The following is a 14,493-nucleotide window of genomic DNA, read 5'->3' as shown; positions in this document are numbered from 1 at the left end:
AGCGGCCTCATCCGGTTCTGCACGCCAGCCTCCCCATTCACCGCTTTGTTCGCGTCGCTCCTGGCCATAGGCTGATTCATCCACACGTCCGGGTGACGCCGTGTCCCCGGGGCATGCCCCAAGGGGTACCCAGGGTGCGCGCAGGGCCAATATAGGGATCGGGTCTGGGATGATTGAAGTGGCCGGAACCGCGACGGGCAGCACGAACGGCAGCGGCGACCCCGCCGCGCTGGTGGCGGAGGTCGAAGCGCTCGGCGAACGCCTGCACCGCGTGCGGGAGTCGGTCGGGCGGGTGATCTTCGGGCAGGAGGAGGTGGTGGAGCAGACGCTCATCACCCTCCTCTCGGGCGGGCATGCCCTGCTGGTGGGCGTCCCCGGCCTCGGCAAGACCAAGCTGGTGGAGACGCTGGGCACCGTGCTCGGCCTCGATGCCCGCCGCGTGCAATTCACCCCGGACCTGATGCCGGCCGACATCATCGGCTCCGAGGTGCTGGAGGAGAGCGAGGCCGGCAAGCGCGCCTTCCGCTTCATCCCCGGCCCGGTCTTCTGCCAGCTTCTGATGGCGGACGAGATCAACCGCGCCAGCCCGCGCACCCAGTCCGCCCTGTTGCAGGCGATGCAGGAGTTCCGGGTGGCCGTCGCCGGCCATGTCCACCCGCTGCCCACGCCCTTTCACGTCCTCGCCACCCAGAACCCGATCGAGCAGGAGGGCACCTACCCGCTGCCCGAGGCGCAGCTCGACCGCTTCCTGCTGGAGGTCGAGATCACCTATCCGGACGAGGCCGCCGAGCGCGCCATGCTGCTGGCCACCACCGGCGCACGGGAAGCCAGGCCGGTGCAGGCCCTGACCGGGCCGGAGCTGATCGCGGCGCAGGGGCTGATCCGCCGCATCCCGGTGGGCGAGGGCGTGCTGGACGCCATCCTGCGCCTGGTCCGCAGCGCGCGGCCCGAACACTCCCCGCTGCCGGCCATCGCGAAGCAGCTCGCCTGGGGCCCGGGGCCGCGCGCGGCGCAGGCGCTGATGCTGGCGACCCGCGCCCGTGCCGTGCTGGACGGCCGGCTTGCCCCTTCGATCGAGGATGTGCTGGCGCTGGCGGCGCCGGTGCTGCGGCACCGCATGGCGCTGAACTTCTCCGCCCGCGCCGAGGGCGTGCAGGTCTCCGACGTCATCGAGACGCTGAAGGCGCAGCTTGGCTGAGCCCCGTACCCCGCCCCGCGCCTCGCTGCCGCCCGGCCAGGCGGCGCTCCGCGCCGAGGCACTGGGCGCGCGCCTGCCGCCGCTGGTGGTGGCGGCCGATCGCGTCGCCGCGACGGTCCTGCAGGGCGTCCATGGCCGCCGCCGCGCCGGCCAGGGCGACGCCTTCTGGCAGTTCCGCCCCTTCCTGCCTGGCGATGCCGCCGGGCGGATCGACTGGCGGCAGAGCGCCAAGAGCGACCGGCTCTTCATCCGCGAGACGGAGTGGGAGGCGGCGCAGACCATCGCGCTCTGGTCCGATGCCTCCCGCTCCATGGAATGGTCCTTCTCCCCGGGCCGCCCGACCAAGCGGGAGCGGGCGGACCTGCTGACCGCGGCGCTGGCGGCGCTCGCGCTCAGGGGCGGGGAGCGGGTGCGGCTGATCGGCGGTCCGGGGCGCAGCCATGCCGGGCGGGCCGGCCTCGCCGCGCTGGTCGAGACGATGGGCGCGGTGACCAGGTCCCGCGCCCTGCCCTCCCCCGATCCCGGCCTGCCGCGGCATGCCCGCGCGGTGCTGATCGGCGACTTCATGGCGCCGCTCGAGGAGATCCACGCCGCGGTCGCGATGCTGGCCGCCTGGCCGGTGCGCGGGCATATCCTGCAGGTGCTGGACCCCGAGGAGGAAACCCTCGGCGAAGGCAACCGGGCCTATGCCGGGCGCGTCCTGTTCGAATGGGGCGCCGGCGGCCAGGGCGTGCTGGTGCCCCGGGTCGAGGAGGCCCGCGCCATCTATGTCGAGCGCCTGCGCCACCACCGCGAGGGGATCGCGGCCATCGCCGCCGCCGCGGGCTGGGGCTTCATGACCCACCATGTCGATCAGCCGCCGCAGACGGCTTTGCTGGCGCTGTGGCAGGCCCTCGCGCCACAGTAGGGCCGGACCGCGTGGACACACCCGTCATGCCGCAGGGCCTCTCCTCGCCGCAGCTCCCATGCTTTCGCATGACTCTCCGCCCGGCACGGAGCGCGCCGGGCCGGGTGGTGGTGCCGGCCCCCTCCCGCCGCGCCTGCCTTGTCCCGGCACCGCGGCGGGCCTGCAAGCCCCGGCCCTCGGGCGGCGTGGAGCAGGGCCCGGCCGGAAGGGCCGGCCCGGGCCTTTCCGGCGTGCGGGCTTCCGTGGGTTTGTGTCCTGCATCCCGGGAGACCGGCCCGGGCCGGGTGTCGCGCCCTGCCCGCCACCGCGCGCCGGGGCCCGGCGGCCAGGCGGCGGCACCGATGGCGGCCCTGCCGCGCGCCTCCACCCCTCCTGAGTCGCCGCGCCCCAACCCGATGCCGAGCCCCCCATGCTGAGCCTTGGCCCGATCGCCTTCGCCGCGCCCTGGCTGCTGCTGGCCCTGCCGGCGCTGCCCGTGCTCTGGTGGCTGCTGCGCGTCACCCCGCCGGCGCCGCGGCGCATCGCCTTCCCGGCGCTGCGCCTGCTGCGCGACCTGCCCATCACCCAGGAGACGCCCGCGCGCACCCCGTGGTGGCTGCTGCTGCTGCGGATCGTCGCGGCCGCCCTGCTGATCCTCGGCCTCGCCCGGCCGGTGCTGGGCCCGGGCGCCGGCGGCGCGGCGGGCGAGGGCACGCTGCTGCTGGTGGTGGACGATGGCTGGGCCGCCGCAGCCGACTGGCCGGCGCGCATGGCCGCCGCCGGCGCCGCGCTGGACCGCGCGGGGCGGGAGGGGCGGCGGGCCGCCCTGCTGGCGACCGCCCCCTCCGAGACCGGCGAGGCGCCGCGCGTGCTCGGCCCCATGCCGGTCGAGGATCTGCGCGCCCGGCTGGCCGCGTTGCGGCCCAAGCCCTGGGAGCCCGACCGCGCTGCGGCCCTTGCCGCCTTCCAGGGCTGGCGCGCCGGGCAGAACGGCCCCGTCGCCGCGCTGCTGGTCAGCGACGGCATCGAGCACGGTGCCGAAGGCGCCGGGCCGCTGCAGGTGGCGCTGGCCGAGGCCGGGACGCTGACCATGGCGCTGGCCGAGTCCCGCCCGGTCCGCCTGCTGCCGCCGCCGGTGGCCGAGGCCGACCGGCTGCTCCTCCGCGTCCAGCAGGCCCCGCTGCCCCTGCCGACCGAGGCGGTGGTGCTGGCCCGCACCGGCGATGGCCGCGCCCTCGCCCAGGCCAGCGTGCCGATCCCCGCCGAGGCGACGCAGGGCGAAGGGGTCCTGGAACTGCCGCTGGAACTGCGCAACCAGGTGGTCCGGCTGGAGATCGAGGGCGAGACCGGCGCGGGAGCCGTCGTGCTGCTGGATGAGCGCTTCCGCCGCCGCCCCGTCGGCCTGCTGCCGGCAGTGGAGGAGAGCGCCGACGCACCGCTGATCGGCGATCTCTTCTACCTCGACCGGGCGCTGGCACCCTTCGCCGAGCTGCGGCGCGGCCCACTCGACCGCCTGCTCTCGCGCCCCATCGCCGTGCTGGCGCTGGCCGACCGGCCGGTGCCGGAGGGGCCCGAGCGCGAGGCGCTGACGCGCTGGGTGGAGCGCGGCGGCACGCTGCTGCGCTTCGCCGGGCCGCGCGTGGCGGAGCGGCCGGACCCGCTGCTGCCGGTGCCGTTGCGCGCCGAGCGGGCGCTCGGCGGCGCCCTCTCCTGGGAGCAGCCGCAGCGCCTCGCCCCCTTCCCCGAAGCCTCGCCCTTCCTCGGCCTGCCGGTGCCGGAGGAGGTGACGGTGGAGCGGCAGGTCCTCGCCGAACCCTCCCCGCGCCTCTCGGAGCGGGTCTGGGCGCGGCTGGCGGATGGCACGCCGCTGGTGACCGCCGAGGCGCGCGGCCAGGGGCGCGTCGTGCTGTTCCATGTCACCGCCAATGCCGAGTGGTCGAACCTGCCGCTCTCGGGCCTCTTCGTGCAGATGCTGCGGCGGATCGTCGCGCTCTCGGCCGGCATCCAGGGGGCGGAGGGCGACGCGCCGCTCGCCCCGCTGGAGGTGCTGGACGGCTTCGGCCGGCTCGGCGCCGCGCCGCCGGCGGCGGCGGCCCTGCCCGCCTCGGCCATGGAGACCACCATCCCCTCCCCGCGCCACCCGCCGGGCTGGTACGGCATGCCGGGCCAGGATGCCGCGAATGCCGCCTATCGCCGGGCGCTGAATCTCGGCGGCGCCATCCCCGGCCCGCGCGCCGCGCCGCCGCCGCCGGCCGGCGCCGCGCTGCTCGGCATCGGCGGCATCCCGGCCGAGCGCGACCTCGGCCCCTGGCTGCTGGCCGCCGCGCTGCTGCTGCTGGCTGCCGACCTCCTCATCGGGCTGGTCCTGCGCGGCCTGCTGGCGTGGCCGGTGCGCGCCGCACGGGTCGGCGCCGTGCTGGCGCTGGCGGTGCTGGCCACGGCGCCCGCGCAGGCGCAGCGCGCGCCGGAGGGTGACCCGGCGCTCGCCACCCGGCTCGCCTATGTCGCGACCGGCGATGCCTCGGTGGACGAGACGCTGCGCATGGGCCTCGTCGGCCTCTCGGATTTCGTCAACCGCCGCACCGCCGCGGCGCTGGCCGATCCGGCCGCGGTGACGCCGGGACAGGACGATCTGTCCTTTTACCCGCTGCTCTACTGGGTGGTGACGCCGGACGCAGCGCAGCCGGATGCGCAGGCGGTGCGGGCGCTGAACGACTTCATGCGCCATGGCGGCATCATCCTGTTCGACACGCGCGACGAGGGCTCGGGCGAGGGCTTCGCCAGTGGCGCCGGCGCCGCGCTCCGGCGCGTGACGCGGGACCTCGCCATCCCGCCCCTCGCCCCGGTGGCGGAGGACCATGTGCTGAAGCGCGCCTTCTATCTGCTGCCGGACCTGCCCGGCCGCTTCGCCGGCGGCCAGGTCTGGGTGGCGCGCGACCAGGACCGGGCGAATGACAGCGTCTCGCCCGTCATCATCGGCGGGCATGACTGGGCCAGCGCCTGGGCGATCGACGGGCGGGGCAACAACCCCTTCGCCGTCATCCCCGGCGGCACGCGGCAGCGGACCCTGGCCTACCGCTTCGGGGTCAACCTCGTGATGTATGCGCTGACCGGCAACTACAAGGGCGACCAGGTGCATGTGCCGGCCATCCTGGAAAGGCTCGGGAACTAGATGCAGCAGGCCCTCGCCGGAATCGACCTCGCGCCCGTCCTGCCGCTCTGGCTGATCGCCGCGCTCGGCATCCTCGCCGCCCTCTCGCTCATCCCGGCCTTCTGGCGGCGCGCCCGCGGCGCGAAGCTGCGCGCGCTGGTCTTCGCGCTGATCCTGCTCGCCCTCGCCAATCCGCGGCTGGTGGAGGAGACGCGGGAGACGCGGCCCGACATCGCCCTGCTGGCAGTCGACCGCTCGGACAGCGCCCGCATCGGCGACCGCGCCGCGCAGATCGAGGCCGCGCGCACCGCCATCGAGGCGCGCGCCGGCCGCCTGCCCGAACTGGAGCTCCGCACGGTCGAGGTGCTGGAGGGCGGCAACCAGGGCACCCGCCTCTACACCGCGATCGAGCGCGCGCTGGCCGACATCCCGCGCGCCCGCCTTGCCGGCATCATCGCGCTGACCGATGGCCAGGTGCATGACATCCCCGCCGCCGCGCCAGTCGAGGCGCCCTTCCATGCCCTGCTGCCCGGCCGCGCCGGGGAGGTGGACCGGCGGCTCCGCGTCATCGAGGCGCCGGGCTTCGGCATCGTTGGGCGGAGCGTCGAGCTGCGGGTCGCGATCGATGATCTCGGCGTCCCAAACGCCGCCGGCGCGGCGCGGCTTTCGGTGCGGCGGGACGGCTCCCCGGCGCGGGTCGAAAGCGTCCCGGTCGGCCGCGAGCACCGGATCGAGGTGCCGATCGAGCGCGGCGGCCCGACCGTGATCGAGCTCTCGGCCGAGGCGCGGCCCGGCGAGGTCTCGGAGCTCAACAACCGCGCCGTCGTCACCGTGACGGGCGTGCGGGACCGGCTGCGCGTGCTGCTCGTCAGCGGCGAGCCGCATGCCGGGGAGCGCACCTGGCGGCGCCTGCTGAAGGCCGATCCGGGCGTCGACCTGGTGCATTTCACCATCCTCCGCCCGCCGGAGAAGGACGACCTGACGCCGCTGAACGAGCTGGCGCTGATCGCCTTCCCGGTGCGCGAGCTGTTCCAGGTGAAGCTGCGGGAGTTCGACCTGATCGTCTTCGACCGCTTCGCCAATCGCGGCATCCTGCCGCCGACCTATCTGCGCAACATCGCGGATTATGTCCGCGGCGGCGGCGCGCTGCTGATGTCGGTCGGGCCGGAATTCGCCGGGCCCGTGAGCCTTGCCAGCACGCCGCTCGGCGCCGTGCTGCCGGCGCGGCCCATGGCCGGGCTCGGCCAGGCCGGCGCGGCGGAGGGCGCCTTCCGCCCGCGCGTCACCGCGCTCGGCGCCCGCCACCCGGTGACGGAGGGGCTGACGGGCGCCAACCCTGACGAGCAGGCGGAGGCGCGCTGGGGCCGCTGGTACCGCAGCATGCGCGCCGACCAGCGCGGCGGCACCGCGGTGATGGAGGCCGCGGACGGCGCGCCGCTGCTGCTGCTGGACCGCGTCGGGGAAGGGCGGGTCGCGCTGCTGCTGTCGGACCATATCTGGCTCTGGTCGCGCGGCCATGATGGCGGCGGGCCGCAGGCCGAGCTGCTGCGCCGCGCCGCGCACTGGCTGATGCGCGAGCCGGAGCTGGAGGAGGAGGACCTGACCGCCCGGATCGAGGCGGGCCGGCTGCACATCCAGCGCCGCAGCGTCGAGGCGGGGCCACCGCCCGAGGTGACCGTCACCGCGCCGGATGGCAGCACCCGCCGCGCGCCGCTGCAGCCGGGGCCCGGCGGCCGCGCGACGGCCGAACTGCCGGCTGCGCAGCCGGGCGTTTGGCAGGTCTCGGACGGGCAGCGCAGCGCCTTCGTCGCGGCCGCCGCCGCGAACCCGCTGGAGGTCGCCGATCTGCGGGCCGACCCGGCGCGGCTCGCCCCGCTGCTGGCGGCGACCGGCGGTGCGGCGCACTGGCTCGGCGCCGGCGCGGAGCCCGCGCTGCCGGAGTTGCGGCGCGTGGCGCCCGGCCGCGACGCGCAGGGCGCGGGCTGGATCGGCCTGCGCCGCAACGGGGACCATACGGTGACCGGCATCGCCGCCATGCCGCTGCTGCCGCCCTGGCTGGCGTTGCCGCTGGTTCTGGGCCTGGCGGTGCTGGCTTGGCGGAGGGAGGGACGCTGATGCGGTGGCTGGTGCCCGGGATGTTGCTGCTGCTGGCGGCCTGCGCGCAGGAGCCGCCGCTGGAGACGCGGCTGCAGCCCTTCGTCGGGCAGAGCGAGGCGGCGCTGGTCGGCGCGCTCGGCGTGCCGAGCGCCACCTACGAGACCGGCGGCACCCGCTTCCTGCAATATGAGGAGCGCAGCACGACGGTCTATCCCGGCGACCCCTTCTGGCCCGGGCCCTATCGCCGCTTCGGCGGGCCGATCTACTCGCCGCCCCTGGTGGTGGCGCGGGCCTGTTCCATCACCTTCGGCGTGCGCGAGGGGCGGGTGAGCGGCTTCACCTTCCGGGGCAATGGCTGCCGCTGAGCCGCCCTGCCAGGCGCCGTGGCCGGGTCCGTACCGGTGGCCCGGACGCGTGACCGCAGGAGCGCCGCGCTGGCGGCAGGCCGCAGAAGCGGCCTCAACGCGGACTGGCACCCGCGCTGCAGGGGTCACTGATCGGGGTGGTCGGTAAACCTCCTTCAGGGCAGGAATCCGTGTTCGTTGCGCGACAGACTGGCGTCACGCCTGAGGTTGCGATGAAAGCGCCCGCGGAGTCCTGAGGCGGATGGGTTTGTCAGGCCGGCTGCGGAGTGGCGGCCTGCCGCTTGCCGAGCCGCTTGAGCGCCTCCGTCACCGGACGTTCCAGCAGGTGGAAGCTTGCAATCCCGATGATCGAGGACGCGACCAGGCACAGGGCGACGAAGCCGATCCCCGGGAGCCAGCCGAAGCCTTTCCACATCAGGCCGACCACCAGCTGGTGCGTGAGGTAGATGGAGTAGGAGGCATCCCCCAGCCACTTCGCCAGCGGCAGCCGCCCCAGCCCGCCGGGGGCCACGGCCAGCGTGCCGGTGACGATCAGGAGGGACGGCACGCCCCAGATGACCACCCGCCATGGATCCGAATAGGTGCCGGTGACCTGCAAGGCCACCAGCATGGCGCAGCCGAGCAGCATCATCGCCAGGCCGGCTGCCCGGCCGGGCAGGCGGCCCGCAAGCCAGGCCTCGGCAAGCCACATCCCGGCCAGGAATTCCAGGAGCAGCGGCCGGGTATAGGTGGCGAAAAGCGGTCCCGGCAGGGACAGCACGAGGCCGGCCAGCACCAGTGCCCCCAGGATCGCCGTCATCGCCCGGAGTTGCACGGCGCGCGGCAGCGCCAGGACCAGCGCGAAGAGCAGGTAGAAGAACATCTCGTAATTCAGCGTCCAGCCTGGCACGAGCACCGGATGGATGTCGCCCAGCGGGTCCCTATGCGGGACGAAGAACAGGGACATGAGGACGCGTTCCGCATCCGGTCGCAGGTTCGGGATGAGGGCGGGAACCGCCGCGGCCAGGACCACCAACCCGAGCGTCGCGCACCAGTACAGCGGCACGATGCGGACCAGGCGATTCCGCAGGAAGAGCAGCGGCGTGATCGGACGCTGCGCCGTCACGATCCACATGACGAAGCCCGAGATGACGAAGAAGACGTCAACGCCGGCGGCACCGATGCCGAAGGGCAGGCCGGGCCGCTGCCCGGCATGGTAGGCGACGACGGCCAGTGCAGCGAGGGCGCGTAGGTACTGAATTTCCAGCAACTGCCGGGAGTTATCTGCCACGCTCACCCCAAACTGCCTGTAACCGAAACCGGATTGCAGGAAGTACTTTCCGGATTCTTATGCACCCAGGCGCCCTACACTCGCTCCTCCCCCACCCTCGCGGGTCGCCGGCTGGCCCGCCCGGCGCGCCGCTCGACAGGCTCGCCGCCCGAGTTCGCAACCAGGGCGCCGCCGCCTGCCCGGAAGATGGCCGCAGGACGCTGGCGGCGCGGCGACGCAAAGGGTAAGCAGGCGCCATGCGTGCCCCGTCCCGCCTGCTGCCGCTCGCCCTCCTCGCCTGCATCGCCCTGCCGGCCGGGGAGGCCGCCGCGCAATTCGCCCGCGGCACCGGCCGGCCGATGCCCCCCGCGGCGCCGGGTGCCAACCGCCCGCCGCCACCCGCTCTGCCCGGCCTGCAGAACCGCACCGCGCCCGCGCCCATTCCGGCCGACCCGAACCAGGTGCTCTCGCCCAATGCCGCGCTGTTCGATGCCATCAACCGCGGCGACCTGGCGGCCGCGCGCGACGCGGTGGCGCGCGGCGCCGATCTCGATGCGCGGAACGTGCTCGGCCTGACGCCGCTGGATGCGGCGGTGGACCAGGGGCGGAGGGAGATCATGTTCTACCTGCTCTCGGCCCGCGGCGGCGCCCGGGTGGCGGGGCCGCCCGAGGAGGCGCCGGCCGCCCCTCCTCCCCCGCGGGCCGGGCGGCGCACGGCGGAGCCGCCGCCCCCTGCGCCGGCGGCCGAGCGCGGCATCCCGATGCCGGCGCCGACCGTGCGCAACCCGCGCCTCTGGGCTGGCGATGGCGGAGCGCCGATCCCGGAGATCGGCTTTCTCGGCTTCGATGCCGGCCGTCCCGCGGGGGCGGTGGCGCCGGCCTCGGCACCGGCCTCGCGTCCCGCGCGCCCGGCACAGTCCGGCCGCGGGCGGGGCTGATCGGCACACTGGCCGGGGACCCTGCGCGCCAGCAGCAGGCACCCTGAGGCGCTTCGGTTCTCCGACCCGCGCCGCCTGATGTCCAGGCCGATTGGGCCTACCACGGGCGGGAAGGTGCCACCTTCCGGCCCTCGGAAGCCGGCGCCGGCCCGGCTTCGCCGCACAGGAGGCGGGCCGCAGGTCGGCGTTGCGTCCGCCGCGCATGATACGGGGCCGCATAATGGCTGACCTGCAGCCGCCGCAGGCGGCTGAGCGCCCGGATGGGCGCCGCGCCCTATGGCGCGTAGCCAAGCCGCTGGAGGCGGCGCCGGCGATTGAGGCCGCACAAATGCGTCAGCATTTGTGCGGGTCGGTATGACCTGGTGCGGTCAGCCCCGCGCCGGCCGCCGCAGCGCGGCGAGGTCCGCGGCGGTATCCACATCCCGCAGCCGGCGCAGCAGCGCCACCCGATGGCGCCGGCAATTGGCCAGCGTGTCCGCCAGCGCTTCCCCGGTGGACCAGCGCACGCGCGCGAAGGGGTCCGGCGGGCGGCGCGGGCCGAAGCCGACCAGCCAGTAGCCGCCATCCTCCGCCGGGCCGAACACCGCCTGCGCCCGGCCGAGGGCGCGGAAGGCGGCGGCGATATCGGCCCGGCGGAGTTCCGGGATGTCGCAGCCGACCAGCACCGCGCGCCGGTGCCGCGCGAGCGCCCGGCCCATGCGCTGGCCGAGATCGCCCCGGCCCTGCGGCCGCATCGGCAGGCCGGTGGGCCAGCGGAGATGGTCGGGTGTGGTCGCCAGCACGGTCCGCCAGCGCCGGTCCCGCCCGACCTCCCGCAGCAGCCGGCGCAATTGGGCGCGGTAGAAGCGGAGCGCCGCGAGCTGGCCGACCCCCTGCGCCAGCCGACGCTTCACGGTGCCGAGCCGCGGGGCGCGGGCGAAGATGATCAGCGTATCGCTCCTCATCGGCCCATCCGGCGATCCGTGCCAGTGCGCCCCGCCCTCATGCATAGACCCGCTGGATCAGCCGCGGCGGCACGCCGAGGAACCAGAGCGACAGGCAGAGCAGGTTGCGCGCCGAGCGGCGGCGCCAGCCCTCCCGCCGCCAGCGCTCGGCCGAGGTGACGGCCGGCACGGGCAGCGCGGCGAGCCGGCGGCGGCCGAGGCGGCGGACCAGGTCCACATCCTCCATCAGCGGGATCGGCCGGTAGCCGCCGACCGCGTCGTAGAGGGTTCGCGAGAGCAGCAGCCCCTGGTCGCCATAGGGCAAGGCCAGGGCGCGGCAGCGCCAGGCCACCCGCCGCTCCAGCCGCCGCGCCTCGGGCGAGGCATCATCCAACGCAAAGGTGAAATACGCGGCACGGCCAGCATTGGCCGGGTCCACCAGGAAGCCGCGCGCCGCCGCCGCCCAGCCCGGGGCAAGTCTTGTGTCGGCATGCAGAAAGAGCAGCCAGTCACCCCGCGCCGCCGTGGCACCGGCCGCGAGTTGCGGACCACGGCCGCGCGGCGCCGCGACCAGGCGGGCGCCGGCGGCCTCGGCGAGGGAGGGCGTGCCATCGCTGCTGCCACCATCCGCCACCACCAGCTCCGCCCCCATCCCCGTCCTGGCCTCGGCGCAGGCGGCCAGCATCCTGCCCAGGCTGCCGGCGGCGTTCAGGGTCGGGATGACGATGGACAGGGTTTGTTCCAAGGGGTCCTTAACCATTCGTTCCTATGATGTTCTTGACAGCCCTGCGCCGCCCCCGGCAAGGTGGCGACGAACAGAATGGGAACTCCGCCATGCCGGACGGTCTCTCCGTTTCTGCCGGGATCCCTGGGCTGCGCAAGGGTCGCGGCGCCCTCTCGAATCCCGCCATCCGGTATGAGAGCACGGCGCGCGAGGCCTTCGACGATGGCTGGGGCACGCTGGCGGATATGTCCGACCTGCCGCCGCTGCCGACCACCCTGGTGCGGGAGCGGGCGAGGAGCGCGCTCACCTTTAATGACAGCCCGGATATCGGCTTCGACCGCTCGCTCAACCCCTATCGCGGCTGCGAGCATGGCTGCGTCTACTGCTATGCCCGGCCGAGCCATGCCTATATCGGCTACTCGCCGGGCCTGGATTTCGAGACGAAGCTGCTCTTCAAGCCCAATCTCCCGGCGCTGCTGGAGAAGGAGCTGCGCCGCCCGGGCTATGCGCCGCGGCCGGTCGCGCTCGGTGCCAATACCGATCCCTACCAGCCGATCGAGCGGACGCTGCTGATCACCCGCCAGGTGCTGGAGGTGCTGGAGCGCTTCGGCCACCCCGTCACCATCGTGACCAAGTCGGCCGGCGTGCTGCGCGACCTCGATATCCTGACGCGGATGGCTCGGCGCAACCTGGTGCATGTCTGCCTTTCCGTCACCACGCTGGATCCGAAGCTGGCGCGGCGGATGGAGCCGCGCGCGGCCTCCCCCTTCCGGCGGCTGCAGGCGATGGCGGCGCTGGCCCAGGCCGGCGTGCCGGTGGGCGTGCTGGCGGCACCGATGATCCCCGGGCTCAACGACGCGGAGCTGGAGCGGATCTTGTCCGAAAGTGCCGCCGCCGGCGCGACCCGCGCGGGCTATGTGCTGCTGCGCCTGCCGCTCGAGATCCGCCAGCTCTTCGAGGAATGGGTGCAGGCGCATGTCCCCGAGCGCGCCGCGCGCATCCTGGCCCTGGTGCGGGAGACGCGCGGCGGCCGCGCCTATGACAGCCGCTGGGGGCAGCGGCAGACCGGCACCGGCGTCTATGCCGACATGCTGGCGCAGCGCTTCCAGGTCGCGGCGGCGCGGCTCGGCATGACGGGCACGAATGCCCGCGGCCAGAAGCTCGATTGCTCGCAATTCGCGGCGCCGGCGGCGCGGGCGGAGGCGCGGCAGCTGGAGCTGCTCTAGCCCCGCGGCAGGGACCGCCTGCCCCTCCCCCCACGTCATGGCCAGGCGGCTTCCTCAGGCACGCCCGGCCATCCCGACCGCCGCGCACGCCCCCCCGATGCGCGGCAGGGCGGGGTGCATGGCATCGGCGCCCCCCCCCGCGCCGGTGCCATGCATGGCGGGGATGGGTGGCGGGGGCGGCGCGCGGTGGCGCTACAGCGGATTGCGTTCAAAAATGAACGCCAATCCGCTGCAGGCTATTGTCCGTAGAGCAGATTCACGCTGCGGGGCGTTCACGCCCCTCCGCGATCTGCTCTAGGCCTTCTTCTCTTCGGTGAAGAAGGGCCTGCCATCGGCGAAGATGTTGGGCCTGAGGAAGACGCCGAGGATCGTCGCCCCCTCCTTCCCCGCCCAGGCGATATGGGTGTTGCCGGCCGGGCGCCAGACGAACTGGCCGGGCAGGCACTCACCCTCCTCATCCACGAAATGGCCCTTGAGCACATAGGTCTGCTCGATCGCGGTGTGCTCATGCAGCGGCACCACCGCGCCCGGTTCCAGTTCCAGCAGCAGCGTCGCCATGCCGCTGCCGTCGCTGTAGAGCGTCTTGCACCTGATGCCGGGGAACTTGGTCTCCTCCCAGGGCATGTTCGGCACGTCGAGGAAGACCGAGCGCGGCGAGGGTTCATCCACAGTCAGCCGTTTCCGCATCGTGCTCGCCTGCGGCTTCTGGGTGCCGTCGGGCATGGACGCCTCCGTGTTCTTCTTGGCGGGGAAAGCCTAGGCGCTGGCCGCCGCCGAAGGCAAACCCTTCGCTGCAACGGAGTCCGGTCGGCTCCGAACGCCCTCCGCTGCCACGCGCTGTCCGTGGAGTGGATTGACGCGCCCGGGCATTCACGCCCGCCGCGATCCGTTCTGGCGCGGCACCCCCGCGATGGCTGCTGCGACGCCCCGCTGCAGCAGCGACCAGTCGAAGCCGACCACCAGCGCCCGGTAGCCGCGCGCGATCATGGCCATGGCCTGTTCCGGTTGCGGCGCGACACCGCCCAGCACCACCTTGCTGCGGCGGATCGCCGCCTCCAGCCGCCCTGCCGCGGCCTGGACATCCGGGTGCTCGGCACGGCCGCGGTGGCCGAGGCTGGTCGCAAGATCGCCCGGCCCGATGAAGGCCAGGTCGAGGCCAGGCACCGCCACGACCTCGTCGATGGTCGCAAGCGCCGCCTGGTGCTCAATGGTGGCGATCGCCAGCACCTCGGCATCCGCACGGTCCTGGTAGTCGCGCGGCGAGAGGCCCCAGCGTGGCGGCGCGTAGAAGGGCCCCCAGGCGCGCTCGCCGGCGGGCGGGTAGCGCACGGCGCGCACCGCCGCCTCGGCATCGGCCCGGGTCGAGATCAGCGGGAAGCAGACGCCCATGGCCCCGAGATCGAGCGGGACCTTGGCGTACCAGGCCTGGGTGGCGGCGACGCGCACCAGGGGCACCAGGGGCGTGCCCTGCGTCGCGGCGATCATTGCATGCGCCTCCGCCGGGCCGATCGGCCCGTGCTCCATGTCAATGATGATGAAGTCGAGCCCGGCGGCGGCGAGCATCTGCACCACCTGGACGGAGGGAATTGTGGCGATGGCGCCCAGCGCACAGCGGTCCTCCGCCCAGAGGGCGCGCAGGCGGTTCAGCGGGCGGTAGGACGTAGTCATTCCCGGCTCCCTGCGGCGGTCGCTCCGGGAGCCTAGCTGCCATGTCCGCGCCGGTGCCATGCAGCGCC

12 protein-coding genes are annotated in these 14,493 nt (G+C 74.4%); 7 read left to right on the top strand and 5 right to left on the bottom strand.

The genetic code is table 11. The features are described 5' to 3' along the window. The first annotated feature begins 169 nt into the window (after nucleotides 1–169). The 5 genes from LHA35_RS10535 (at nucleotide 170) to LHA35_RS10515 (ending at nucleotide 7,697) form a co-directional block, all read left to right on the top strand. Nucleotides 170–1,198 (top strand): AAA family ATPase, encoded by a 1,029-nt coding sequence (locus LHA35_RS10535; protein WP_226608065.1) that lies wholly within the window; start codon nucleotides 170–172, stop codon nucleotides 1,196–1,198. Further along, the gene (locus LHA35_RS10530) at nucleotides 1,191–2,105 is read left to right on the top strand and encodes a DUF58 domain-containing protein (RefSeq protein ID WP_226608063.1); all 915 of its coding nucleotides are present in this window, start codon (nucleotides 1,191–1,193) and stop codon (nucleotides 2,103–2,105) included. Before LHA35_RS10535 ends, LHA35_RS10530 begins: the two co-directional genes overlap by 8 nt. 409 nt (nucleotides 2,106–2,514) lie before the next feature. After that, nucleotides 2,515–5,256 (top strand): DUF4159 domain-containing protein, encoded by a 2,742-nt coding sequence (locus LHA35_RS10525; RefSeq protein WP_226608061.1) that lies wholly within the window; start codon nucleotides 2,515–2,517, stop codon nucleotides 5,254–5,256. Continuing rightward, complete coding sequence (locus LHA35_RS10520; protein WP_226608059.1) at nucleotides 5,257–7,350, top strand: hypothetical protein; 2,094 nt, start codon at nucleotides 5,257–5,259, stop codon at nucleotides 7,348–7,350. After that, nucleotides 7,350–7,697 (top strand): hypothetical protein, encoded by a 348-nt coding sequence (locus LHA35_RS10515; protein WP_226608058.1) that lies wholly within the window; start codon nucleotides 7,350–7,352, stop codon nucleotides 7,695–7,697. Before LHA35_RS10520 ends, LHA35_RS10515 begins: the two co-directional genes overlap by 1 nt. Before the next feature lie 250 nt (nucleotides 7,698–7,947). Here the strand turns inward: LHA35_RS10515 and LHA35_RS10510 are convergent, their stop codons facing one another. Next, entirely contained in the window at nucleotides 7,948–8,967 is a 1,020-nt protein-coding gene (locus LHA35_RS10510; RefSeq protein WP_226608056.1) for an acyltransferase family protein, read from the bottom strand. 236 nt (nucleotides 8,968–9,203) lie between these two features. Here LHA35_RS10510 and LHA35_RS10505 point away from each other — a divergent pair, with 236 nt between their 5' ends. After that, nucleotides 9,204–9,884, top strand: a complete 681-nt coding sequence (locus tag LHA35_RS10505; protein WP_226608165.1) for an ankyrin repeat domain-containing protein — start codon at nucleotides 9,204–9,206, stop codon at nucleotides 9,882–9,884. Between the two features lie 368 nt (nucleotides 9,885–10,252). Here LHA35_RS10505 and LHA35_RS10500 read toward each other — a convergent pair whose 3' ends face one another. Both LHA35_RS10500 and LHA35_RS10495 read right to left on the bottom strand, forming a co-directional pair. After that, nucleotides 10,253–10,828 (bottom strand): TIGR04282 family arsenosugar biosynthesis glycosyltransferase, encoded by a 576-nt coding sequence (locus LHA35_RS10500; RefSeq protein WP_226608054.1) that lies wholly within the window; start codon nucleotides 10,826–10,828, stop codon nucleotides 10,253–10,255. 37 nt (nucleotides 10,829–10,865) lie between these two features. Beyond that, a complete protein-coding gene (locus LHA35_RS10495) occupies nucleotides 10,866–11,552 on the bottom strand; it encodes a TIGR04283 family arsenosugar biosynthesis glycosyltransferase (protein WP_226608052.1) in 687 nt (228 codons plus the stop codon). Between the two features lie 89 nt (nucleotides 11,553–11,641). On the opposite strand from LHA35_RS10495, the gene LHA35_RS10490 reads away from it, so the two are divergent. Further along, complete coding sequence (locus LHA35_RS10490) at nucleotides 11,642–12,757, top strand: PA0069 family radical SAM protein (protein ID WP_226608051.1); 1,116 nt, start codon at nucleotides 11,642–11,644, stop codon at nucleotides 12,755–12,757. Between the two features lie 294 nt (nucleotides 12,758–13,051). On the opposite strand, the gene LHA35_RS10485 is transcribed toward LHA35_RS10490, so the two are convergent. Continuing rightward, on the bottom strand, nucleotides 13,052–13,480 hold the full coding sequence (locus LHA35_RS10485; RefSeq protein ID WP_226608049.1) for a cupin domain-containing protein: 429 nt from the start codon (nucleotides 13,478–13,480) through the stop codon (nucleotides 13,052–13,054). Between the two features lie 147 nt (nucleotides 13,481–13,627). Next, nucleotides 13,628–14,425 (bottom strand): HpcH/HpaI aldolase family protein, encoded by a 798-nt coding sequence (locus LHA35_RS10480; RefSeq protein WP_226608047.1) that lies wholly within the window; start codon nucleotides 14,423–14,425, stop codon nucleotides 13,628–13,630. Nucleotides 14,426–14,493 lie beyond the last annotated feature (68 nt).

The sequence above is a fragment of the Roseicella aerolata genome (genome assembly GCF_020523605.1).
Lineage (GTDB): Bacteria > Pseudomonadota > Alphaproteobacteria > Acetobacterales > Acetobacteraceae > Paracraurococcus > Paracraurococcus aerolatus.
This window is presented reverse-complemented; position numbering and strand designations above follow the sequence as displayed.

Excerpts from the sequence above, each read along its gene's own strand:
- LHA35_RS10490 (WP_226608051.1), top strand. The coding sequence starts at position 11,642 with ATGCCGGACGGTCTCTCCGTTTCTGCCGGGATCCCTGGGCTGCGCAAG.
- LHA35_RS10525 (WP_226608061.1), top strand. The coding sequence starts at position 2,515 with ATGCTGAGCCTTGGCCCGATCGCCTTCGCCGCGCCCTGGCTGCTGCTG.
- LHA35_RS10505 (WP_226608165.1), top strand. The coding sequence starts at position 9,204 with ATGCGTGCCCCGTCCCGCCTGCTGCCGCTCGCCCTCCTCGCCTGCATC.
- LHA35_RS10535 (WP_226608065.1), top strand. The coding sequence starts at position 170 with ATGATTGAAGTGGCCGGAACCGCGACGGGCAGCACGAACGGCAGCGGC.
- LHA35_RS10515 (WP_226608058.1), top strand. The coding sequence starts at position 7,350 with ATGCGGTGGCTGGTGCCCGGGATGTTGCTGCTGCTGGCGGCCTGCGCG.
- LHA35_RS10500 (WP_226608054.1), bottom strand. The coding sequence starts at position 10,828 with ATGAGGAGCGATACGCTGATCATCTTCGCCCGCGCCCCGCGGCTCGGC.
- LHA35_RS10480 (WP_226608047.1), bottom strand. The coding sequence starts at position 14,425 with ATGACTACGTCCTACCGCCCGCTGAACCGCCTGCGCGCCCTCTGGGCG.
- LHA35_RS10520 (WP_226608059.1), top strand. The coding sequence starts at position 5,257 with ATGCAGCAGGCCCTCGCCGGAATCGACCTCGCGCCCGTCCTGCCGCTC.
- LHA35_RS10485 (WP_226608049.1), bottom strand. The coding sequence starts at position 13,480 with ATGCCCGACGGCACCCAGAAGCCGCAGGCGAGCACGATGCGGAAACGG.